25 protein-coding genes, 1 pseudogene and 1 riboswitch are annotated in these 23,299 nt (G+C 41.6%); of the genes and pseudogenes, 3 read left to right on the plus strand and 23 right to left on the minus strand.

Annotated features, from left to right (window positions below):
- Positions 1–137: 137 nt before the first annotated feature.
- Positions 138–2,651, minus strand: coding sequence for a preprotein translocase subunit SecA (gene secA, locus QUF78_RS26115; RefSeq protein WP_289326974.1), 2,514 nt, complete (start codon positions 2,649–2,651; stop codon positions 138–140).
- A 422-nt stretch (positions 2,652–3,073) separates the two neighbouring features.
- On the opposite strand from secA, the gene QUF78_RS26120 reads away from it, so the two are divergent.
- Entirely contained in the window at positions 3,074–3,397 is a 324-nt protein-coding gene (locus QUF78_RS26120) for a helix-turn-helix domain-containing protein (RefSeq protein ID WP_289326975.1), read from the plus strand.
- Positions 3,398–3,534: 137 nt separating this feature from the next.
- Here QUF78_RS26120 and sinI read toward each other — a convergent pair whose 3' ends face one another.
- The 21 genes and pseudogenes from sinI to QUF78_RS26225 all read right to left on the minus strand — a co-directional run bounded on the left by sinI (position 3,535) and on the right by QUF78_RS26225 (position 19,618).
- Positions 3,535–3,675, minus strand: a complete 141-nt coding sequence (sinI, locus tag QUF78_RS26125) for a DNA-binding anti-repressor SinI (RefSeq protein WP_289326976.1) — start codon at positions 3,673–3,675, stop codon at positions 3,535–3,537.
- A gap of 31 nt (positions 3,676–3,706) precedes the next feature.
- Positions 3,707–3,792: riboswitch (cyclic di-GMP riboswitch) on the minus strand.
- A 687-nt stretch (positions 3,793–4,479) separates the two neighbouring features.
- Positions 4,480–5,037, minus strand: a complete 558-nt coding sequence (gene hpf / locus QUF78_RS26130; RefSeq protein WP_289326977.1) for a ribosome hibernation-promoting factor, HPF/YfiA family — start codon at positions 5,035–5,037, stop codon at positions 4,480–4,482.
- 254 nt (positions 5,038–5,291) lie between these two features.
- A complete protein-coding gene (gene fliT / locus QUF78_RS26135; RefSeq protein ID WP_289326978.1) occupies positions 5,292–5,636 on the minus strand; it encodes a flagellar protein FliT in 345 nt (114 codons plus the stop codon).
- Complete coding sequence (fliS, locus tag QUF78_RS26140) at positions 5,636–6,037, minus strand: flagellar export chaperone FliS (protein WP_289326979.1); 402 nt, start codon at positions 6,035–6,037, stop codon at positions 5,636–5,638. The genes fliT and fliS overlap by 1 nt, the downstream gene beginning before the upstream one ends.
- Positions 6,038–6,061: 24 nt before the next feature.
- On the minus strand, positions 6,062–7,573 hold the full coding sequence (locus QUF78_RS26145) for a flagellar hook-associated protein 2 (protein WP_289326980.1): 1,512 nt from the start codon (positions 7,571–7,573) through the stop codon (positions 6,062–6,064).
- A gap of 13 nt (positions 7,574–7,586) precedes the next feature.
- Positions 7,587–7,799: pseudogene (gene flaG, locus QUF78_RS26150) on the minus strand (flagellar protein FlaG); the annotation flags it as partial.
- Between the two features lie 3 nt (positions 7,800–7,802).
- On the minus strand, positions 7,803–7,949 hold the full coding sequence (locus QUF78_RS26155) for a hypothetical protein (RefSeq protein ID WP_289327423.1): 147 nt from the start codon (positions 7,947–7,949) through the stop codon (positions 7,803–7,805).
- 219 nt (positions 7,950–8,168) lie between these two features.
- Positions 8,169–9,005 carry a flagellin Hag gene (gene hag / locus QUF78_RS26160; RefSeq protein ID WP_289326981.1) on the minus strand — a complete coding sequence of 279 codons (837 nt, stop codon included), beginning with the start codon at positions 9,003–9,005 and terminating at the stop codon, positions 8,169–8,171.
- 136 nt (positions 9,006–9,141) lie between these two features.
- The gene (gene csrA, locus QUF78_RS26165; RefSeq protein ID WP_289326982.1) at positions 9,142–9,375 is read right to left on the minus strand and encodes a carbon storage regulator CsrA; all 234 of its coding nucleotides are present in this window, start codon (positions 9,373–9,375) and stop codon (positions 9,142–9,144) included.
- Positions 9,375–9,818 carry a flagellar assembly protein FliW gene (gene fliW / locus QUF78_RS26170; RefSeq protein ID WP_289326983.1) on the minus strand — a complete coding sequence of 148 codons (444 nt, stop codon included), beginning with the start codon at positions 9,816–9,818 and terminating at the stop codon, positions 9,375–9,377. Before fliW ends, csrA begins: the two co-directional genes overlap by 1 nt.
- A gap of 8 nt (positions 9,819–9,826) precedes the next feature.
- Complete coding sequence (locus QUF78_RS26175; protein ID WP_289326984.1) at positions 9,827–10,405, minus strand: DUF6470 family protein; 579 nt, start codon at positions 10,403–10,405, stop codon at positions 9,827–9,829.
- Between the two features lie 44 nt (positions 10,406–10,449).
- Positions 10,450–11,328, minus strand: a complete 879-nt coding sequence (flgL, locus tag QUF78_RS26180; protein ID WP_289326985.1) for a flagellar hook-associated protein FlgL — start codon at positions 11,326–11,328, stop codon at positions 10,450–10,452.
- A gap of 12 nt (positions 11,329–11,340) precedes the next feature.
- Complete coding sequence (flgK, locus tag QUF78_RS26185; RefSeq protein ID WP_289326986.1) at positions 11,341–12,900, minus strand: flagellar hook-associated protein FlgK; 1,560 nt, start codon at positions 12,898–12,900, stop codon at positions 11,341–11,343.
- A 30-nt stretch (positions 12,901–12,930) separates the two neighbouring features.
- Positions 12,931–13,419 (minus strand): flagellar protein FlgN, encoded by a 489-nt coding sequence (locus tag QUF78_RS26190; RefSeq protein WP_289326987.1) that lies wholly within the window; start codon positions 13,417–13,419, stop codon positions 12,931–12,933.
- A 77-nt stretch (positions 13,420–13,496) separates the two neighbouring features.
- Positions 13,497–13,760 (minus strand): flagellar biosynthesis anti-sigma factor FlgM, encoded by a 264-nt coding sequence (flgM, locus tag QUF78_RS26195; RefSeq protein ID WP_289326988.1) that lies wholly within the window; start codon positions 13,758–13,760, stop codon positions 13,497–13,499.
- Between the two features lie 228 nt (positions 13,761–13,988).
- Positions 13,989–14,402: a TIGR03826 family flagellar region protein gene (locus QUF78_RS26200; protein WP_289326989.1), complete on the minus strand. Its 414-nt coding sequence runs from the start codon at positions 14,400–14,402 to the stop codon at positions 13,989–13,991.
- Positions 14,403–14,500: 98 nt separating this feature from the next.
- A complete protein-coding gene (locus tag QUF78_RS26205) occupies positions 14,501–15,193 on the minus strand; it encodes a ComFC family protein (protein WP_289326990.1) in 693 nt (230 codons plus the stop codon).
- Positions 15,186–16,517, minus strand: a complete 1,332-nt coding sequence (locus tag QUF78_RS26210; RefSeq protein ID WP_289326991.1) for an ATP-dependent helicase ComFA — start codon at positions 16,515–16,517, stop codon at positions 15,186–15,188. Before QUF78_RS26210 ends, QUF78_RS26205 begins: the two co-directional genes overlap by 8 nt.
- 187 nt (positions 16,518–16,704) lie before the next feature.
- Positions 16,705–17,547 (minus strand): DegV family protein, encoded by an 843-nt coding sequence (locus QUF78_RS26215; protein WP_289326992.1) that lies wholly within the window; start codon positions 17,545–17,547, stop codon positions 16,705–16,707.
- A gap of 198 nt (positions 17,548–17,745) precedes the next feature.
- Positions 17,746–18,429, minus strand: coding sequence for a response regulator (locus tag QUF78_RS26220; RefSeq protein WP_283916290.1), 684 nt, complete (start codon positions 18,427–18,429; stop codon positions 17,746–17,748).
- Between the two features lie 46 nt (positions 18,430–18,475).
- Complete coding sequence (locus QUF78_RS26225; RefSeq protein WP_289314374.1) at positions 18,476–19,618, minus strand: sensor histidine kinase; 1,143 nt, start codon at positions 19,616–19,618, stop codon at positions 18,476–18,478.
- Between the two features lie 627 nt (positions 19,619–20,245).
- On the opposite strand from QUF78_RS26225, the gene QUF78_RS26230 reads away from it, so the two are divergent.
- On the plus strand, positions 20,246–20,881 hold the full coding sequence (locus tag QUF78_RS26230) for a YigZ family protein (RefSeq protein WP_289326993.1): 636 nt from the start codon (positions 20,246–20,248) through the stop codon (positions 20,879–20,881).
- A gap of 174 nt (positions 20,882–21,055) precedes the next feature.
- Entirely contained in the window at positions 21,056–22,078 is a 1,023-nt protein-coding gene (locus QUF78_RS26235) for an LCP family protein (protein ID WP_289326994.1), read from the plus strand.
- Positions 22,079–22,221: 143 nt separating this feature from the next.
- On the opposite strand, the gene QUF78_RS26240 is transcribed toward QUF78_RS26235, so the two are convergent.
- Complete coding sequence (locus QUF78_RS26240; protein WP_289326995.1) at positions 22,222–23,271, minus strand: glycosyltransferase family 4 protein; 1,050 nt, start codon at positions 23,269–23,271, stop codon at positions 22,222–22,224.
- Between the last annotated feature and the right edge of the window lie 28 nt (positions 23,272–23,299).

Raw genomic sequence — 23,299 nt, forward strand, 5'->3', positions numbered from 1 at the left:
TCCCTGTAGAGGGATTCACTTCATTACAAATAAACCTCTTCAAACTATATGCAAATATATTGCTTTATGCAAACTAAACATGAAAAGAGGCGGCAAGCCTTACACTTAACCGTCTCATAATCATTATACACCTAATTTCAGCCTAAATTGCCATGGCAATTCTTATATTTTTTACCGCTGCCGCAAGGACATAACGCGTTTCGGCCAACGTCTTCCTTTTTACGGGCATGGGCTTTTTTCACTTTTCCCCCGTCTTCTTCCTTCGGATTGACCGCTTGTCCTTTTATGACTTCCTTCCGCTCTAGATTGTTGCGGATTTCAGCCTTCATGATGTATTTTGCGACTTCATCTTCCATAGAAGCAATCATGGCTTCAAACATCGCAAATCCTTCTGATTGATATTCACGAAGTGGATCGATCTGGCCATAAGCACGAAGGTGGATCCCTTGGCGCAATTGCTCCATTGCATCAATATGGTCCATCCACTTACTATCGACTGCACGAAGAACGATTACTTTTTCGAATTCACGCATTTGTTCTTCAGATAGCTCTTCTTCTTTTTGGTCATAGTTTTCTTTCACTTTCGCTAAAATGAATTCAACCAATTCCGCTTCATTTTTTCCTTCTAGATCATCTACAGTGATGGAACCTTCATTGAATAGGTTACCATTCAGGTAATCGACAAGGCCTTGTAAATTCCAGCCTTCCTCATCGCCCATTGGTGCAAACGCGACAACATTGCGCTGGATGGATGCCGTAATCATCGTTTCGACGATTTCACGTAAGTTCTCACTTTCCATTACATCGAAACGCTGCTTATAGATGATTTCACGTTGTTGACGGAGAACATCATCATATTGCAGTAATTGCTTACGTGAATCGAAGTTATTGCCTTCGACTCGTTTCTGTGCGGATTCAACGGCCCTCGTCACCATTTTACTTTGAATTGGCTGGGAATCATCCATTCCAAGGCGTGCCATCATGCTTTTCATGTTATCGGAACCGAAGCGGCGCATCAATTCATCTTCCATTGATAAATAGAATTGAGTGACCCCTGGGTCCCCTTGACGGCCGGACCGACCACGCAACTGGTTATCTATACGCCTGCTTTCATGACGTTCCGTACCGATTACAGCAAGGCCACCAAGCTCCTTGACACCTTCACCAAGCTTGATATCCGTACCGCGTCCTGCCATGTTCGTAGCGATCGTGATTGAGCCTTGATTACCTGCATTCGCAATGATTTCCGCTTCACGTTCATGGTTCTTTGCATTCAAAACATCGTGAGGGATTCCTTTTTTGGATAAATAGGCAGAAATGACTTCCGATGTTTCGATGGCAACCGTACCGACAAGCACTGGCTGACCCTTTGTATATCGTTCGGCGATGTCTTCCACAACAGCCTTGAATTTCCCATCTGTTGACGCGTATATAAGATCTGCCCGGTCATCCCTGACGATATTCCTGTTTGTCGGGATCGCAATGACATTCATATTATAGATATTGCGGAATTCCTCTTCTTCCGTTTTGGCTGTACCAGTCATACCGGAAAGCTTTTCGTACATCCTGAAATAGTTCTGGAATGTAATCGTCGCAAGAGTCATGCTTTCATTTTGAATCTCAAGGCCTTCTTTCGCTTCGATCGCCTGGTGGAGACCTTCACTATAACGGCGGCCCTTCATCAAACGGCCAGTGAATTGGTCAACGATGACAATCTCGCCATCCTGGACTACATAATCCACATCCAAATGCATGGAAACATGCGCCTTCAACGCCTGATTGATATGATGATTCAATGTAACGTGACTAATATCGAACAAATTATCGATATTAAACGCTTTTTCAGCTCGGTTCATCCCATCTTCGGTCAGCTGAACGCCTTTTGTCTTTTCATCATACGTGTAGTCCGTATCTTTTTGTAACGTTCTCACAAACGCATTGGCTTGGATATAAAGCTGGGCCGATTTTTGTGCGGAACCGGAAATGATCAAAGGCGTTCTCGCTTCATCGATCAAAATCGAATCGACTTCATCAATGACAGCAAAGTGCAGTGGACGCTGTACCATTTGCTCTTTATATAACACCATATTGTCACGCAGGTAATCAAAACCTAACTCATTATTCGTGCTATACGTAATGTCGGCATTGTACGCCTCTTGTTTTTCTTCTTTAGAATGACTGTTCAAATTCAATCCGACGGTCAAACCAAGGAAATCATACAATATCCCCATTTCGGTGGCATCACGGTGTGCCAAGTATTCATTGACAGTAACGACATGTACACCTTTACCAGTAAGCGCGTTTAAATAAACCGGCATGGTGGATGTTAATGTTTTACCTTCCCCTGTTTTCATCTCGGAGATATTTCCGTCATGAAGGGATGCCCCACCCATGATTTGAACACGGTAAGGATATAACCCTAAAGCACGTTTTGCCCCTTCACGCGCAACCGCAAAAGCCTCAACGAGCAAATCATCCACGGTTTCCCCATTTTGATAACGCTCTTTAAACTCACCAGTTTTGGCACGCAACTGTTCATCCGATAACGCAGCCGTCTCATCGGCCAGCGCTTCGACCTGATCAGCGATTTTTTCCAAACGTTTGATTTCTCGCTTATTCGGATCAAAAACTTTATTTAATATATTAAGCATTCAATAACGCTCCTCTATTATGGTAATGATCGTTCAATGACAAAATTCATATAAATTAAGAAGAAACACACCTTCTATTATGACTAATCCACGCTTAATTTTACCACTTCTATCCTAGAGGTACAACTTCATGTCACTACCGTTCCTATCGACCCGAATTCAATTCTTGTGAAAAACAATGGATAAATGAGGAGTAAAACTGTTAAAATAGAAGGAAGTATATAAAATATATAGCAGACTCCCCTCTATTTCCAAATGCAAAAGAGAATTTCCCATAACCTTCCATCACTAGATGCTGTGTCATCCCTAGCGATAGCATGTCAAGGTAATCCAACCATACAGGCTTCATGTTTTGAATGATAAGGTGGGCTACTGAAACTTATTAGCAGAAGATAAATAGAACATGTTTCGAGGTGGTATTGATGATTGGTGAACGTGTAAAAAAACTGCGAGAAGAAAAGAAAATGTCGATGACCGAACTCGCCGATAAAGCAGGCGTGGCAAAGTCTTACTTAAGTTCCCTCGAGCGGAACTTACAAACGAATCCTTCCATTCAATTTCTTGAAAAAATCTCCACCGTACTCAACATTCCTGTCGATGCCCTACTTTACGATGCACCGAATAAGGAAATCTTGGACACTGATTGGATGAAAATTGTTGAAGAGGCTATGAATTCCGGTGTTTCAAAACAACAATTCAGGGAATTCATCGAGTTTAATAAATGGAGAAAAGATAAAGAAGAATAGAAGTGTACTAGTCTACCTACATAATCCTGAAGAATACAGCTTGAATAAGCAAGACTCGCTAGAATGGAAGAATAAACCCTATAAACAGCTAATGGGTTGAATCACTGTTTATAGGGATGTTCTCATCTTTTAGGTACTTATCTTCCATCGTTTTCCTCTAATGTAACCTCAAGGCTTTTCCGTTCAAAAAAAGCTATAATTTCCTCTTTTTTGAAACCCAAGCTCCTTGCTTCTGAAATCAACTTCACCCATTCTGGATCCATTTCCACATTAGCCACCTCTTCTACCTCCTAAAATACTCTTTGTATTTCAGGCAGACCAGCCATCATAGTCTTAAGGACCTTAGACCTGTGCCTTTGCGCCCTCATCTTTCAATAAGTTTGCCTTTGCCGTGGTACTTATTACCAAATACATTACTTATAATCATATTATAACGGATACCCACTCCATATATTGCTATTTTATGTCGGTAATCTACCAAAATGCAAAAACTTTCATCCGACAAAATATTACAATATTATGAAAATTAAAAACCCAATTCATTTTTTATCATATGCAATAGTCAATTTCGCTTTTTTATATAATAGTAAATATTTCTCTTCTTAATCAATCGATGGGGCGTATCAATTCTCTCTATTGTAAGTGCGTCCGTGCTTTTTGCACAGTTAAGTCCTTGCCGCAGGTCGGACAAAGCCACTTTCCATATTCCGCACTGCTAAAAGAAGCCCTATGGCATGTATGGCAATTCTTCCGATACAAAAAACCCCTCTGCACCTTTAGCCAATTGTTTTTCATAATAAACTAACCGTTCTTTTTAAAGAACTAACAAATTTAGTATAGCCCAAAAGATAGTGGTGATTTTATAGGTACAAATAATTATTTTATCTCATTAAAGAACGAATTTCGTTCTTTAAAATGAAACTCAAATTACTTTCTATTTTTTAAAGAACAAAACTTTTATACTTTCCAATTCATATAAATATAAAAAATGTTATCAACTGCCAACGAATATGTTGGTAATCTACCAAAATGCATTAAAAAAGCACAACCCAGAGGCTGTGCTTTTGATCTTAGATTCATAATTAACTAGGTTCAATTAATCCGTAGCGTCCATCTTTACGACGGTACACCACGTTCGTTGTGTTGGTATCCGCATTCGTATAAACGAAGAAACTGTGACCAAGCATATTCATTTGTAAAATCGCTTCTTCACTGTCCATCGGCTTTAAATCAAAGCGCTTATTGCGGACCACTTCAATATCGTTATCGTCTTCGAATTCATCCACCACTTCGTCAACTTCCGTATTGAAGGCGAATGCCTCGGGCGTCGTTGATATGTTGTTCCGGTATTTACGATTGACCTTCGTTTTATGTTTACGAATTTGGCGTTCAAGCTTATCATTGATCAAGTCAATGGCAGCATACATATCCGCATTTTCCTCTTCAGCGCGAAGAACCAAATTCTGCATAGGAATCGTCACTTCGACCTTTGATGTATTATTGTTCACTTTCAAATTCACTAACACATTTGCATCTGGTGTATTGTTAAAATATCGTTCTAACTTGCCAATTTTCTTTTCGACGTATTCTCGAATTGCTGGAGTTACCTCAATGTTTTCACCGCGTACGTTGTAATTCATAAAGTGAGTCCTCCTTAAATTAAGACTATACAGTTAGATTCTACAATACCCCTCCGGTTCCTTTTGGAAACACATCATGAAATATGTCGAAAAATTATGAAACAATTGTCGGAAGGTTTGGAAAGGGTTGATGTCTGCCCTAACTCCATTATAACAAATGTAATGCCATAAAGAAAAAATTAAGACCATATTATTTACAGAAAATTTAAAAATATTTAACATAAAAACCGTTTGGGATCCAAACGGTTGGGTAATCAATTTCTTTTATCGTAGAACATGCCATCTACTGATAGACTCTCATACGGGTTCGTGTATTTATTAGATGATTTTTTCTTCTTATTTATTTCCTGGATATCCCGCTGTATTTCCTGCTTTTGGAGCTTCAGCAAGTGATCGACCTTTTGGTTAAGCAATATGGTTGCACGGCCTAGCTGTTGCTCTTCACCAGTAAAAGGCGGTTTGACTTCTGAAAGAAGTTCATCTCGCTGATCAATCAGCTGTGTGACCCTTTCTATTTTATCATCACGTTCTGCAATCGTCCGGTCTTCCAGAACACCAAGTAATTCAGCAGTCAAATCATGAAAGGTTTGAATCAGCATTACACTTGACCGCTTTGCGTAAATTGTTTTTTCCGGTTCATCTGAATAACTTCCTTCCAAGTATTCCGGAATTCAGTAACAAGTCCCTCCACCTCTTCCAAGGCAGCAACATCATTTTTCAAATTCGCATCTATCAGACGGCGATTCATGAAATCATACAGACTCATCATTTCTTTGGATACTTCCACATCCATATTCAACGTCACCATCAATTCGTGGATAATGTTTTGCGCCTTGATGATGTTCGTATTCCTCGCTTCAATATTACCAGCTTCAATGGCTTTTTTCCCAAGCACGATGAACTTCAAACAGCCATTATACAGCATTAATGTAAGCTCGCCAGGAGATGCTGTATTGACTGAATTTTGTTGGTACGATTGATATGGATTATTTATCGCCATATTTAACTTCCTTTCCGACTTACCTTAACTAAAATAAGAAGCTAACGATGCACTTTGGCTGTTTGCCTTTTGAATCGCTTTTTCCATAGCCGTGAACTGGCTGTAGTAACGTGATTCCAATTTCGTTAACTTTGCTTCAAATGTTGAAATTCGGGTATCCAATCCGTTAACCAATTTCCCAATGGTAAACGAGTTATTAACATAGCCGGCCTTCCCTGCTTTTTCAGTTATCACCTTCATGGATGATTGTATATCATCCCTTAATCGGCGGGCGAGGCCTTTGTTGATCTTTTCCGATCCATTGGCCATGAACATATCATAAATCGCATTGGGATCCTCACTAATGGCTGCCCGGAGCTTGTCCTCATCAATCGTTAATTTACCGCCCTCGAGGTAATTCTTTGTTGTGGTAATTCCCAAACTGCTAAGACTGTTTTTTTCTGTGATCCCATCGACCGAGGTGTACAGAGATGATCTCATCGTAGTTAAAAGACTTTTTAATGTCGAATCGCTTTTTAACGTTCCGCTCTTCGCTTTTTCCTCCCACAGCTTCACTTCATCTTCCGTCATTGCCTTCTTTTGCTCGGTTGTTAGTGGGGTAAAGGAGCGATATTTCGCTTCACCCGTTTTATCCTGAACCTTTTTAATGATTTCATTATATTTATTCACAAACTGAGTGATCGTGTCCAAGATGGCATCAACATCAGCTGTTGATGAGAATGTAACGGTATCCGTCGTTTTCTGCTTTACCGTTATTTCCGCTCCATTAACCTGAAACGTATTCGAAGGTCGGGAAATTTCCAGGCCATTATAAACAATGGATGCATTTTCCCCTATTGAGCCGCCAGCCCCCTCATTGTTACTGCTCATTTTTAACATATTGAAAAAATCTCCGGTGCCCCCCAATTCAATTTCAGGGCGGTCTTTAACATCGCCGGTATTTTTAGCAGTGATGGAAAACTGCTGGGAATTTTCATCAAAAAATAAAGTCACTCCCGAGTTAGCATTGATTTTATTGATGACACTCTCTAACGTGTCGTCCGCATTAAGGGTAAGCGTATACGGTTTTTCCACTGTTACTCCATCTTTTACTTCCGTATCAAAACCGCCATCTTTATTGATGGCCAGTATCGTAATTTCTTGAGGTGTCTTGAAGCCCAATTCCGATAGTTTCTTTTTGGAGTCAGTAACAGCTGATTTCTCCGTACTGGTCATGCTTGCTGATTTGGCAAGCCCGATCACCTTTATATTGCCAGTAAAATCACTGGCCGAGTTCACATTTTTCACGGATATTGCATCTGGATTCGATACCGACACCTTCTTTTTAATGAAGGATGACTGCTTCCCGATTCCATCACGAATGAGAGTATCCAATTCTGATAAAGATGTATTCATCGAGCGGTAATCATCCCGCTGCCACTCGGAAGACTGCTTTTTCTGTGTTAATTTATCCAATGGCACCCGTTCTGCCTGCATCATGCTCTTAACTAGTTCATCAATGTCCATTCCACTTGCTAAACCACTGATTCGTACCAAAATTGTTCACCGCCTATATGTTTTCATCCACCATGATCCCGACAAACTCCGTCATTGCCGCGTAGAAATCCAGCAACTTCTTAGGAGGGATCTCCCGAATCGTCTCATCCGTTACGTCATCCACAACCTTGACATAATACTCATTCAGCTTCTCATGATACTCAAAACGAACAGCCGTATGTGTTGGATCCAGGAAAGTGTTCAAACTATCCACCACTTCCTGAACCTTTTACTTTGTAGGCTCATCAGTAGATTCCGCACTTTGCTCTGAATAGGCAAGCGTATTCATTTCCCGCTGATAATATGAACTGATTCCCTCTGAGATGGCTATTCTAAGTTGTGAGGAAAGAATATTCATGGACAAATTATCCAACATCTAAATAGCCTCCAATATGATATCTTTACTTTTTATATCGGTAATTACAGTCTTATATTTAGTCCCTCTAGGATTTGTTTGCGACTAAAGATGTTCATGAACATCTTTACATTCCCTATGAAAAGGGATTCTACCATATTCATATCTGTTTCTATTACTCTTATAATACAAAAAAGACCCCAGAAACAATCTGGAGTCTTATTGAATAACGAATAAAAATTAACGCAGTAATTGAAGAACACCCTGCGGTTGCTGATTTGCTTGAGCTAACATTGCTTGAGAAGCTTGAGACAAAATAGAATTCTTAGTTTGAGTCATCATTTCTTTTGCCATATCCACATCACGAATACGAGATTCAGAAGCAGTTAAATTTTCTGACGAAGTGCTTAAGTTATTAATAGTATGTTCTAAACGATTTTGAGTAGCCCCTAATTTAGAACGTTGTGTTGAAACTGTTTCGATTGCTGTATTAATTAATGCAATCGCATCATTAGCGCCAGTTTGAGTTTTAATATCAAGTCCAACAGTACTAGCTTCATCTGTCCCAGTAGCAACTCCAAGTTTAGTTGCGTCCATTGCATCGATAGTTACTGTTAAGCTTTGATCTTTGTTAGCACCGATTTGGAAAGTGAAATCGCCACTTCCATCAAGTAGTTTTTGAGTATTGAATTCTGTAGTCGAAGAAATTCGAGTGATTTCTTTTGCTAATTGATCAAATTCATCTTGTACTGATTGACGATCAGCTTCAACGTTTGTATCATTGCCAGATTGAACAGCTAATTCACGCATGCGTTGAAGAATATCATGAGTTTCGTTTAAAGCGCCTTCTGCAGTTTGGATAAGTGAAATACCATCTTGAGAGTTACGAGTAGCTTGATCCAAACCGCGAATCTGCCCACGCATTTTTTCCGAAATTGCAAGACCTGCTGCGTCATCTGCTGCTGAGTTAATACGAAGACCAGAAGATAATTTTTCCATAGATTTAGATTGTGCATTGGTTGCACTTGATAATTGACGGTGCGTGTTTAGAGCTGAGATATTGTGATTGATGATCATTTATGTTTCCTCCTTGAGTTTTAAGTTCCCACATCCATGTGGTTGTTTACGATGGGAAGTGTATAAGTCGGCCGCCTATTTCACTGCCCTTCGTTGTATTTTATATCGACCTGCTTGGAAACATATTTAGCGGATATTAATACTTTTTGTTGAAAAATTCATTTATATTTTTCAGTAGATTGGTTTCAGTTTTGGAGGCTTCGCTATTTTCCTGCTGGATCGATAGGTAGATTTCTTTCCTATGGATATCGACGTTTTTAGGGGCATTGATACCCAGTTTGATCTGTTCTCCCTCAACGGACAGAATCGTAATTTCGATATCATCGCCAATCATGATCGATTCATTTAGTTTTCTGGTCAATACGAGCATCATTCTCCCCCCTGTTCTTCTAGAGGTCCAATCAGTCTGTGCTTTGTACGGTACTCACTGCCGCTCATGATAAATTGCTTTCCCATTTTTTTAGAGCTATTTATGATGATGGGTGCCTGGAGATTCGCCGTCGTATCATTGAAAGGGTCCTGGATCGTTAATATAACGAAAGTCAGGACTTCCAGTTCCGTTTCTATTTGCAAAGAAGATAATACCTCATCCGTAAGCTTCACTTCGTAATCGCGGTACACTTCAAAAGGATTCGTCACAATGAAGGAAACCTCTTTTGTTTCTAAGGATTGCAGGACGAAAAAGGGCGTGTCATCCAAAGTTAGCAAGCAAAACTGCTTTTCTTCTAAAAACCCTGGTATCCCGCTTTCAAATCTATAAATCTTTTCTTCTGCAATTTCCATTTCGCCATGAAATTTTGTCTGTATGATCATCTATGTTTTCACTTCCCTATCTCATCCGGAAATAAATTAATGAAATCTATATCCAGCGCATTTTTTTGTAGAATTTCCACATTCACACTGCCTGGTGTGTACGCATGGTTCACCTTATGGATTTGAGCATCAATGATCGGTTTTTGAGCGGTTGCTTCAAGCTTCACTTGGGCCGGCTGGTAGTCAAGCTTCACGCTGAAATGAGAGGGAATCCATCCGAGATTGAATTGCTTCTCGGGCCCTTTGCTGTTTTGCCTGGCCTGATCAGCGAGTGCATTACCGCCTTTTTCAATATGCCTCAGCTCCGTCCCCTGCTGGGCACGTCTTGCCATACCCGCCATCCATTCTTGATATCCCTGCTGCGCAAATTCTTCCACTCGCTTGGAGAGGCTTTTCAAATCCATATCTTCCCTGGCTTGTGACTGATCGATCGTCAGCTTGCCTGGGGTCGTTTGAATTTCCAGGATTGCTTGCGGTTGTTCGATTGACTGGACCGCTGCCTTCTGTTCGATTTTCTGTACAGGCTGCTCTATATTCAATCCAATCTTCATTGAGGTGGATTGCAATCTAATTTGTGGAATCTGCATCATCAACACTCCTTATAGAAAAAAGCTATCCATTTAAGAATAGCTTAGCGAAGAAAATCCAATAAACTCGGTTGCATGATTTTTGCTCCGATACTTAATGCAGCACTATGGACACTTTCCTGGGTCGTCAAATCCATGATCGCTTTTTCGATATCGACATCCTCATTTTTCGAAAGGATTTCAGTGGCAAAAACCTCCTGCTGTTTGAGACGGTCCGTCATCAGCTCAATCCGATTCTGCCTTGCGCCAACCTGTGCCTGCATGCCTAAGAACGTATTTATCGTTGCATCAAGCCCTTCGAGCGCGCCACTCACGTCGCCGCCGTTTTCCAGTGCATCGATTGTCTGGTCGATGCTTCCGCCAGTGGCAAGTGCATCACCAAATATCTTGGAACCGTCCGTATTGATTTTAAGGGAAATCCCGGAAAACACTTCAAGGTTTATGCCCCCTGCGCCATATACCGTATTCCCATCCGCGTCTTTAACGGATGACGGTCTCACATTCGTATCCTGGCCGTTGAAAATATACTTCCCGGCTATCTGTGTGTCGCCAAGAGTTATGAGATGTTCTTTTAATTGCTTAATTTCCTCTGAAACATTTTTCAGCTGTTCCCCTTCATACGTACCATTGCTGCCTTGAACCGTTAACTCTCGAATTCGCTGCATGGCGGAAACCGCATCAGTAATGGCATCATCCGTGCTGTCGATCCAATTGGCCGCCTCGGCAATGTTACTTTGATATTGCCCAATTTGATTGAGATTTGTCCGGTACCCCATTCCCATCATGGCCGCAACAGGGTTATCCGATGGTTTGGAGAATTTCTTTTGAGAGGAAACCTGTTCTTGCAGCTTGGCCATCTTTTCATAACTGCTGCTTAAATTGCTTAACATATTATTGGTTAGCATCGATTGCGTTACCCGCATTTCCGTTCACTCCTATCGGCCTACTGTACCCATTCCGTTTATGATTTTATCGAGCATTTCATCCATCATCGTCATCATTCGTGCAGAAGCGTTGTATGCCTGCTGGAATTTGATCATGTCCGTCATTTCTTCATCAAGGGATACGGAACTGACGGACTCCCTATTTTGATTAACGGATTCAGCAAGCACGACAGAGTTGGAAAGGTTCTTTTGGGCGCTTTGGGAATCCACGCCAAGCTTCCCGATGATACCGGAATAATAGGTGTCGAAGCTTCCTGTCAATTCCTTTGAATTTTGGTCTTTAGTCGAGTACTCACTAAACGCCTTCTTCTTGAGGTCAGCCAGGAGTTTTGCATTTTCATTATCCCCGGATGCCCCTCCACTTTTACCGCCTGCGGCAATTTTTGTCGGGTCCTTTACGATCTCACGATTCACCTTGATGCTTTGGGCGGCACTCTTACCTGGTTCGAGTTCAAAGAAGTTCAATGTCGAAGTGCTGCCATCACTTAACGCATATCCTTGTTTATGGATGGCATTAAACTCATTCACAAAAGCTGTCGTCATATTATCGAGCTTTTTCAGCATATCAGGATAAGCTCCCCCGATCGTGCCATCAGCCTTTTTATAACCGAAGCTGTTGATCAAACCGGATAGTTCTCCAGTGAATTTGTAATCCGTCAATGATTTCGAACCAAATTTCACTCCGTCCACCATACCTGTCGTCTTATCATGGCTAACTTCAACTTTCGAAATCCCCACCATCCCGGTTTGGTTAACACTTACCAGATTGATGGGCGGCTTATAGGAGGAACCGTCTTCTTGCATCAATTCGATGTTATACAGCCCAGTTGCCACATCGCTGGCTCTGCCATAATCCGTCGGAATGACGTTATTCACTTTAATGCTGACAAGTTGAGAGAGATTGTCTACGAGTACATCACGTTTATCATAAAGGTCATTGGGGATATAACCATGCGGCTCCACTTTACTGATCTGTTGATTAAGCTGATCAATACTGCTAATGAGCCTATTGATATCGTTCGCTTTGACGTATATCTGATTACCGATATCCGTTTGAACGCTCGTTAGCGAGTTGTAGTAGTAGTTTAGGGTATCCGCGACCATGACGCCTATTGAGGCAACTACTTCACGCGCCCCGGAGTTTTCCGTATTGGCCGTCAACCCTTGCAGCGAATTCCAGAACTTCTCCATCATGGCAGCCAATCCGCTGTCGGTTGGTTCATTCATGACCCCTTCCATTTTGGTCAAGGACTCGCTTATGGCCCCGTAATAACCGATTTTATTACTTTGTGTCCTGTATTGCGCGTCCAGGAAACTGTCCCGTATCCGCTGAACCGTTTCTGCCGCTACCCCTGTCCCGATCTGCCCAGCTACGCGCGGGCTGTTCAACCCGACAGTAGGAAAGCCAGACGTCTGGACCAGGTTGACCCGCTGCCTTGAATAACCTAATGTATTGGCATTGGCCACGTTATTTCCTGTTGTGTACAAGGCCCCTTGAGAGGTGGATAATCCGCGCTTAGCCGTCTCAAGACCCATAAAGGTTGAAATCATTTACTCGAACCTCCATCTTTTTTCTGTTTCTTATGCTTTGGTATCAAACATTCCCATGGCGCTTTTTACCGGTATTTTAACCGAATCCCCGTAATTCAGGTTCTGATTTTGCGGCCTCAGCATATCCAAAGAGACATTGATGAATTGAAGGGACTGATAGATCAATTGCTGATTTAAATAGTTCCGCTCCTTCAGCTTAGCCACTTCATCACTCAATTCCGCTTTAAGCCGTTCAAGGATTTCCGTTTCTGCCGGTCCTGTCATTTCCGTTATTGCATGGATGGAGGCCGCCTGTCCCACCGATCCATTTGCTGTAAGAAATTCCTCGACTGCCCCTTCCCTTTCCTTATCCGTTTGACTGATTGCTTTAATATGCTTTTGTTCCTGAATCAGCAGGGCATTAATTGCCTCGGTATCACTTGCTTTCAAAATGACCGTTTTTCTTATCGCTAATTGATTGAAGCTTTTATGGAGCTTGATCAATTTTTCAAGCGATTCGATGATGTTCCGTGCAGACATTTTGCCTCCTCCTCTACTCATAAATGAAGGACGGAAAATGCTTCCGTCCACTTCATTCAAGCATTTTCAATGAAAATTCATTTCCGGTAAAAATCGATGAGACCCTTAGCCGTTGCCTGTGCATTCAATTTATAATTTCCGTTTTCAACTTGGATTTTCAATTCGTCCACTTTTGCTTGTCTTGCAGCAGGAATCGGAGATGATTGCTGCATTTCTTTTGCCGCTGAAGAAATTTCGACTTTATCCGAGGATTTGACCTTGGATTCTTTGATATTCCCCGTTTTATTGGCTTGAAGATTATAAGGGTTAACACCTGTCATACCGACGTTATTGATTTTCATATTCCAGATCCTCTCCTTCGGTCCATTTTTTAGATTCCATAATAGTACGTTTCCTTAACAGACCATGAAAATGGCTCTGGACTGTGTTAATCTCCCTATCGTTATTATCGACAAGGAATGGATTTCTTTAATTGTTTCTTTAATCTTTCCTTCGACAACCATTGTCGATTCTTGTTCTCAATATCGAATATTTTAACAAATCAAGCATCATGTTGCCATGATTTATCCTTATTGATCTTCCTTCATGTAGTACGTATTTTTTTTATCATTTCCTTGAATTCCAGTTAGGCGCTTTTCCTCATTTTCAAATGTCTCCAAATCCGTACGCAGTGAATCGCTGCATTCTCCGCATAACCTTCCGCTCTTGATGTGAGTACCGCACTTTTCACAAGGAATTCCCAGATTGGGAAACTGCGAAATCCTTAGCTTTCCTGTTTTCACGAATTTAATGATTAAAGTCTCTTCAACGCCAGTGTCCTTAACCACTTGCATCATGGACGCCGTTCTATTTATTTTCTTGCGAATATATGCATACACTTTATCATATTGGGCTTCTTCTTCTTTATAGCAGGCATCGCATACATCACGGAATTTCGTCATAACGATTAACGAATTACAGTTTGGACAGTTGAATATTTCCATTAGGGGCCCTCCTTCACCATCACAACGATTATTCTTCAGTACTTTATATATCGAATAATACCGGCGATACTTTAGGATGTTGTTTAAAATGAGCTGTTTCACCTAGCAAGGGTGATGGATGATACTTCTTTGGCCCCAGCTGTTTTCAATGACTTGGCTGCTTGCCTGAGAGTTGTGCCTGTCGTGTAAATGTCATCGATGATCAAAATTGATTTATGCTCCAGCAAATTGGGGTGTATGACCCGAAATACCTGCGGTAATGACAGTCTATCTTGACGTGATTTTTTTGATTGTTTTTCCGAATGGATTCTCGTTAAGGTCTCAACGGTTTGAAGTCCAAGAAGGTCTGCTAATGCCTGTCCCTGATTGAATCCCCGTTCCCTAAGCCGTTCATCACTAAGAGGGATGGCCGTTACCAGGTCAAACACCATGTCCTTTAACCTGTCTTTCATAAAAGGGACGAAAACCTCAGCTAATGCATAATCCCCTCGGTACTTATATTTGGCAATAATATCTTTTAGGTATTCATTATAATGAAATAGCGATATGTTCTTCGACAAATAGCCTCCCCATTCCCTATCCCTTTCCCATCTTGAACAATCCAGACAGAGGTCACCTGTGCTGTAATTACCGTCCAGCTCCCTTGAGCACATTTTACATGTTTCTCCGGTTATCCTATTAAGTTTCCCCTCACACCTTTCACAGATTGCCTTTGCCTCGGCCCTTACCAATAGGCTCCTCCAAGTCAATGCCTCCTTCATTCCTTCATCACAAACAAGACATCTACTCATCCAGCAGCCCCCTTTTCTTGGCATCTTCATTCATCATTTGTATATGATGAACCGTCTTGACCATCGCCTTACTTTTCCCGTAATGGAAAAAGGTGATCGTCCCGGCTGGGTTAGCAAAGCTCCTCCCTACCCGGCCTGCAATCTGAACGAGGGCGCTTTCTGAAAACACTTCATGTTCAGCACCAATCACGGCTACTTCCAACCGTTCAATTGTCACGCCCCGTTCCAATATGGTCGTGGTCAATAACCCTGGAACCATTCCATTTCTTAATGCCAGTACTCTTTCCCTTCGATCAGGGTGCTGTGAGTGGACAATCGTTAATTCAGGGGACAGCCTTTGAAACAGAGGAATGACTTGCTCCATCACTTGAATACTTGGAAAAAATAATAGGAAGGGGATATTCTGCCTAAGGCGTTCAGTTACCCATCCGTTGATTACGGGAGGAATCTTTTTTTGAAGAAATAGTTTTTGCCAGTTGCCGCTCCATTTCATTTCAGGGACAGGGATGGGCTGACGATGGTAACGGGCTGGGATTATAACGGCTTTCAATTTTCCGCTTCGATATAGCCGCTGCATCCGTTTCGTAGGTGTGGCGGTCAAGTAGATGGTTGCGGCAGAAAACTTTTTCGATTTATTAACCGCATAGTGGAGCGAATCATCAATTGAGTAGGGAAACGCATCGACTTCATCGACGATGATGACATCAAAGGCTTCAATAAAACGGAAAAGCTGATGTGTAGTGGAAACAGTTAGTGGCGAAAATCCATGTCGATCTGCACTGCCTCCATGGAGGGTCGTGACCTCAATGGCAGGAAAGGCTTTTTTTAACCTCGGTGAGAGTTCGAGAACGACATCGGTCCGCGGTGTTGCCAAACAGATCCGTTTCCCGGAATGCAAGGCTGCCCCAATTGCTGCAAATAGGACCTCCGTCTTACCGGCGCCACATACTGCCCATACCAGGAATTCACTTTTTCCGTGTATGGCCTCAACGACACAGTCAGAGGCATTTTGCTGACCTGCAGATAAAGTGCCTTCCCAACTCATCACATTGTCCGGAACCTCAAACTGAACACCCGGACCGGTCCATTTATATAACTTTGCACATTCACTGACCCGTCCCATCATGATGCAGGAGCGGCAGTAAGTGCAATCCCGATTGCACATCTTACATGGGAACGTATAAAACGAAGCTTGATCTTTGTTACCGCAGCGAACACAATTAAACAGGCCACTCTCGGATTGCACTCCGCAAGTTTCCGATACATACCCATTCTTGAGATGTCCTGCGATTAGTTCTTGAGAGAAGGGGATTTCGAAGGCCAAAAGGTGCCTTCCCATGAGATGGTTCTGTAGTTCCGGGGAAAAAGGAGGGGGAATGATCATATTTTCCAAGCTGCAACCTTCTTTCTTAATAAAATACACTCCACCATATCATTCGCTTTTTACTCTCAGATCCCTTTTTGCTCATATAAAAACGCCTTCCCCTTTTTCAAGGGAAAGGCGTACCAGCTTATATTTTATACCAGCCCATCCCCATCGAGCCTTCGCCCAGATGCGTTCCGATTACTGGACCGAAATAGCTAATGTCGAACTCGACATTAGGGAACCGAACTTCAAGTTCGGTTTTCCAACTTTCAGCTTCACTTTCTCGCTTTGCATGAATAATGACGGCTTTATACTTCTCGCCGCCTGCCGCGTCATCTCCAAGTAAATCAGCAATCCGTTTCATCGCTTTTTTTCTTGTACGGATTTTTTCAAAAGGAACAATGACTTTATCAACAAAATGGAGGACCGGCTTCACTTGAAGCAGACTGCCAATCAATGCTTGGGCACTGCTTAAGCGTCCACCGCGCTGTAGATGGGATAGATCGTCTGCCATGAAGTATGCCTTGACGGATGGTTTCATTTCTTCGAGCCTGGCGATGATCTCTCCTGCACCTTTACCATCGAGTGCCATCTTAGCCGCCTCAATCACGTAAAACCCCTGGACCATGCAGCTGATTTCCGAATCAAAGGCATGTACCCTAATCCCCTCGACCATTTCACCTGCCGATACCGCTCCTTGATACGTACCACTGATTCCGCTCGATAAATGAATCGAAATAACATCATCATATTCTTTTTGCAGCTCCTCGAATTTCTCGACAAACTGTCCGATTGGAGGCTGTGAAGTGGTCGGTAATTTCTCCTGCCTCTTTACTTCCTCATAAAACTCATCCGCAGTAATGTCCACTTCTTCCCGGTAAGCTTCATTGGAAAAAATGACATTAAGCGGCATCATATGTATATGTAGACGTTCACGAATTTCCTTGGGTATATATGCAGTGCTATCTGTTACGACTGAGGTTTTCATAAATAGTACCATCCTTATAAAAATTTACTCTGTATCTTATTCACCATACTATCTGACAATGCCTTTATTTGCATTAAATAGCTTTATTCATTACCATAAATATGTAAAATCCCAATTTTAAATCGAGACCGACAAAAAAGTCCGACCCTTCAGTACGCATTGCGGAAACTGAAGAGCCGGACTTATCGAAAGCTTTCATTACTTCACTTCTACCCAGCCATTTTTAATAGCTAGGACGACCGCTTGTGTACGGTCATTCACATTCATCTTCTGAAGAATGTTACTCACATGGTTCTTGACTGTTTTTTCACTGATATATAGAGTTTCGCCGATGGCACGGTTGCTTTTTCCGTCCGCTAAAAGTTGAAGTACTTCACATTCACGTCGAGTCAATAGGTGAAGCGGCCTCCTGATTTCTATTGTGTGAATGGAATCACGATCAGCACCCTCTTCAGCTGCTAAGCGGCGATATTCTTTAACTAAATTATGGGTAACCTTCGGATGAAGGTATGAGCCGCCTTCAGCGACTACACGAACGGCATCAATCAACGCATCTGCGTCCATTTCTTTCAACAGGTAACCTTGTGCTCCTGTTTTCAATGCATGCTGCACGTAATTTTCATCATCATGAATGGAAAGGATGATGACTTTTGTTTCAGGGTAACGGTTCACGAGCATTTTTGTCGCTTCGACCCCATTCATAGTCGGCATGTTGATATCCATGATGACAACATCAGGTTTATGTGTTTCAACGAGATCCATAGCTTCGCTTCCGTCATCGCCCTCGGCAACAACATCAAAGGATGATTCAAAATCTAATATGCGCTTTACGCCTTCACGGAAAAGCTGATGGTCATCGATAATGATGATACTAGTCTTCAACGGCTTCTTCCTCCTAGTTTCTATTTAAAATGTCTATTCTCTATATTTATAAATGATAGGGAATCTGTATAAACACCAAAGTGCCTGCCCCTGGTTGTGAATCGATCGTCATTTCACCTTCAAGCAACTCGACTCTTTCCCTCATGCCTACCAATCCAAATGAACCTTCTTTTTGGATTGAAGAGTCAAACCCTTTTCCATCATCTTTGACGACAACGGTCACCATCTCTTTGGAAATGGACAGTTTAACTTGAACCTGTTTTGGCTCCGCATGCTTCAAAGAATTTTGTACAGCCTCTTGAACTAGCCTGAATAAAGCGACCTCCATATCGGAAGGAAGCCTTTTGACCTGTCCAAGGTTGACGAAATTCAAATGCACGCCCTTATTATAGTCTTCGGTCGTTTGCAAATACTTTCTGAGGGTAGGAACTAGGCCTAAATCATCAAGTGCCATAGGGCGAAGATCATAGATGATTCTGCGCACTTCATATAAAGCATTCCTTACCATGACCTTTAAACTACGGATCTCCACTAGCGCTTCATCAGGACCTCTCTCACGTTGTACTCGTTCTATCAAATCTGAACGCATCATGACGTTTGCCAGCATTTGCGCCGGACCATCATGAATTTCCCGCGAGAGCTTTTTACGTTCCTGCTCCTGGGCTTCGATAATTTTCAAACCGAAGTCCTGTTTGCGTTTCGCTTCTTGAAGGGCTTCCCCCACAAATTTAAGATCCTGCGTCAAATAATTCTGTACCACCGATATTTGCGAAACGAGATGCACCGCTTTATCGATCGTCTGCTGTAAACCCCTTAACCTTAACTCAAGTTCATCCCGGCGATTACGGAGCTCTTTCTCCAATTGCCGGTTTATTTGTAAATCGACTTGCAGCTTATGTGCCCTTTCATAAGCATCGCGCACCTGTTCTTCAGAAAAATGGTTGAAGTGCATACTGACTTCGGAAAGCCTTTTTCGAGCAAACCTGGCTTTTGAATCCAGTGCATCGCTATCGGTTATCACAATGGCAACCCTAATTTTCACATCATCAAGCTCTTTTGTCAGTGACTCAAAATCCTTTCGGCATTGTTCGCCGATATCAAAGACCTCACCCTTACTTTCACTGACAGTGCTCACCATTGTTTCTAAGATCTTGTCCAATGCTTTAGCATCAACCTTTTTTATGGACATTAAGATCCCTCCACTTAAATCAAAAGACTTAAACAATTTATTGTCTTAAAGACTATGTATATGGAAAAAAGTTCTTTTCCTTTTTCATGAATGGTTAAATTTCAGGAAACTTTTGTGAAGTAACCTTCATGAACATATTGTACCAAAAAAAGAATAAAAATACGTTAATTTCCTTTTCGGATTTCCACAAAATGTACATATTTACTATACATCTCATTTTCCCGGCTATGAATAGCGTAATAGTCTACCTAATTAAAGGCAGAAAGCAATTTCTATTATCCTAATACAAATTATCCTTTTCAAACAAATGGGATATTCCGCTCCATTGATTATCATATGAAACAGATGCATTTATTAAATGGCAAAATCCTTGAAATGAGAGGACACGTTAAGGACAAGCCAGGATTATGGTACAGGACGCATGTTTTTCCTAGAATGTTATTCTTTTAAGCATATGTGACCAGCTAATAACAATAACAGGCAATAGAATTAATTATAACACGTACAAATTTTTCTTATATTAAAGTTTCTTTACACATGCCAGTATGAAAATGGATCGTCATTGCCACTTTTTCCGCAAAGCCTTATAATAAATCAACTAATAGGAAGTACGAAGGTGGAATAGTAATGCTCACTCAATATTTAACGGTGGCAGGTCGCGGCGAACACGAAATCATCATTGAAAAATCCCGTTTTATTTCCCACATCGCCCGAGTCGAAACCGAAGAAGCCGCACAGGCCTTTATCCAGGAGATCAAGAAAAAGCATAAAGATGCTACACATAATTGTTCTGCCTATATGATCGGGGAACAAAATCAAATCCAAAAAGCTCTCGACGATGGAGAACCGAGCGGTACAGCAGGCGTCCCTATCCTTGAAGTTCTTAAGAAAAAAGAACTGAAAGACACGGCGGTTGTGGTCACACGGTATTTTGGCGGCATCAAACTTGGTGCTGGCGGTCTCATTCGCGCTTACAGCAAAGCGACTTCAGAAGGAATAAATACCACCGGTGTAGTCATTAGAAAATTAATGCGGGTCATTTCGACAACCGTCGACTATACCTGGCTTGGAAAATTGGAAAACGAATTGCGATCTTCCATTTATCAAATAAAGGAAATTCAGTACCTCGATCAGGTCAATATCCTTGTATATGTCGGGGAAACACAAAAAGAGGCATATACCGCCTGGATTACAGAGCTGACAAATGGTCAAGGCCAAATCACTGAGGACGAAATGCTATATTTGGAACAGGAATTCACCTGATTTCTTCCTGCATATTTTTCCTTTTTTATGCTGTAATATAATTGAAAAGAAATATTTATTTTACGAAATTATTAAATCATTGTAAAATTAGGATTAATTGACGAAATATAAACTGCAGGATTCGAAAAATAGCGATTTATGTCTGATGTTCGTTATTTAAAAGGAGAAGAAAAGATGTCTAATACTAGGCGTGTCTATAAAATTAAAAAAACAAAGAAAAAAAGGCGAAAGAGACTTTGGTTATTGCTTGTTCCGCTGCTGGTACTTGGTCTGGGGGCTTCTACGTATGCTGCAACCCTGTATATGAAAGCCCAGAATGTATTCAATGATTCTTATGACCCTGTGGAAGCATCTGCAAAGCGGAGTGCAGCGATCGACCCGCTCGAAGATAATTTCTCCATTCTTTTCATAGGGATCGATGATAGTAAGGAACGTGACTTTAAAGGAAACTCACGCTCGGATGCTTTAATCTTGGCTACTTTCAATAAAGATCAAAAATCTATAAAACTATTAAGCATTCCCCGTGATTCATATGTGTACGTGCCAGCCAAAGGCGTAACCACGAAAATCAACGCGGCGCATGCTGCCGGTGGAGCAAAAGCAACGATGGACACCGTTGAGGAGTTATTCGATATCCCTGTCGATTATTATGTCCGCATGAACTTTAATGCTTTCATCGATGTCGTGGATTCATTGGACGGAATCGAAGTCGACGTACCATATGAATTGAATGAAATGGATTCAAAGGACAAGAGGAATGCCATCCATCTTGAAAAAGGATTACAGACAGTTAATGGTGAAGAAGCATTAGCGTTTGCACGGACACGTAAAAAGGACAGTGATATCCAACGTGGTGAGCGTCAGCAAGAAGTCCTAAAAGCCATCATTGCCAAAGCAACCTCTGCTGGATCACTAACTAAATATACAGGCGTAATGGAAGCTGTCGGTGACAATATGACAACGAACCTTCAATTCTCACAAATGAGAGGTTTCATAAAATATGTAACTACCGATAAAGGTCTCAATCTTGAAACAATCAAACTTGAAGGTCAGGATTCTACCATTGGCGGAACCTATTATTATCAGCTCAACGAAACATCAGTAGCCAACACTAAGCTGTTGCTTCAATCCCACTTGAACCTGGGACCGAATGAAGGCAATCAAACTGAATCCGTTCAATCACAAATACAAGAATAAAGTGAAACCCCCACTCAGTCATGAAGTGGGGGTTTCACTTTTTCTTGCTTCCTCTTCAATTCTCTCATGTCAAAAAAAGCCTCCATCCGTTTTAAAGTAACGGATGGAGGCCTTTCTAATCTAGTAATCTATTTGCAAAGCGGTCATGGCTTGTTTTTAAAGTTGAGCATCTTCAGCAACGGCTGATAGTTTGAATTGACCAAACCAATTTTCTCCACAAAAATCTCTATGATCAACAGGAGTCCAGTTACAAGGAACAAAGCTCCCCACATCGTTGCAAATGAAAAGATTATTGCCGCTAAGCCGAAGCAGGCAGCTAAAGCGTAAATGAGCAAGACAGTCTGCTTATGAGTGAATCCCAAGTTTATCAAGCAGTGATGTAAATGGGATTTATCAGCAGCCGAGATTGGCTGTTTATTGACGACCCTGCGGATAATCGCGAAAAATGTATCCGAAATGGGCACACCCAAGATGATGATCGGTACGATCAAGGAAATCATCGTAACGTTTTTAAATCCTAGCAGGGACAGGACGGCAATGATGTAACCTAAAAATAAGGCACCTGTATCTCCCATGAAAATCTTTGCCGGATGAAAGTTAAATTTCAAAAAGCCCAGAGTGCTTCCAATCACGATCAATGCGACCATAGCAACAAACAGATCATGTTTAATAAGGGCCATTGTTGCAATTGTCACTAATGCGATCGTTGAGACACCACCTGCGAGACCATCCAGTCCATCTATAAGGTTAATTGCATTAATGATGCCGACAATCCACAAAATGGTGATCGGTATACTTAAAACACCAAATTCAAGTGTATCGGTAAAGAACGGCAAATTGATGAATTCCACTTCAAGACCGCCCCATAATACGATAATGAGGGCAGCCAAAACCTGGCCCAGGAATTTGGGTGCAGCTCTTAATTCATATATATCATCAGCCATCCCGATTAGAATGATGACAAGTGCTCCCACCAGGAGCGGCAATTGTCCCCAAAAATCATTTGTAAAAAGTAAGAAGGTAATGAAAAAACTCAAAAATATAGCTAAACCGCCCATGCGCGGCATAATTTTACTATGCACTTTTCGCTCATTCGGTTTATCGGTAGCTCCTAATTTAAAGGCCAGTTTTCCGACAAAAGGAGTCAAAAAAATGGATAATAAAAAGGCTACCAACAAGGCCCCTATTAACATCAAGAACCACCTCATTTCAACTAAAAAT

It is taken from the genome of Peribacillus sp. ACCC06369 (assembly GCF_030348945.1).
Taxonomy (GTDB): domain Bacteria; phylum Bacillota; class Bacilli; order Bacillales; family DSM-1321; genus Peribacillus.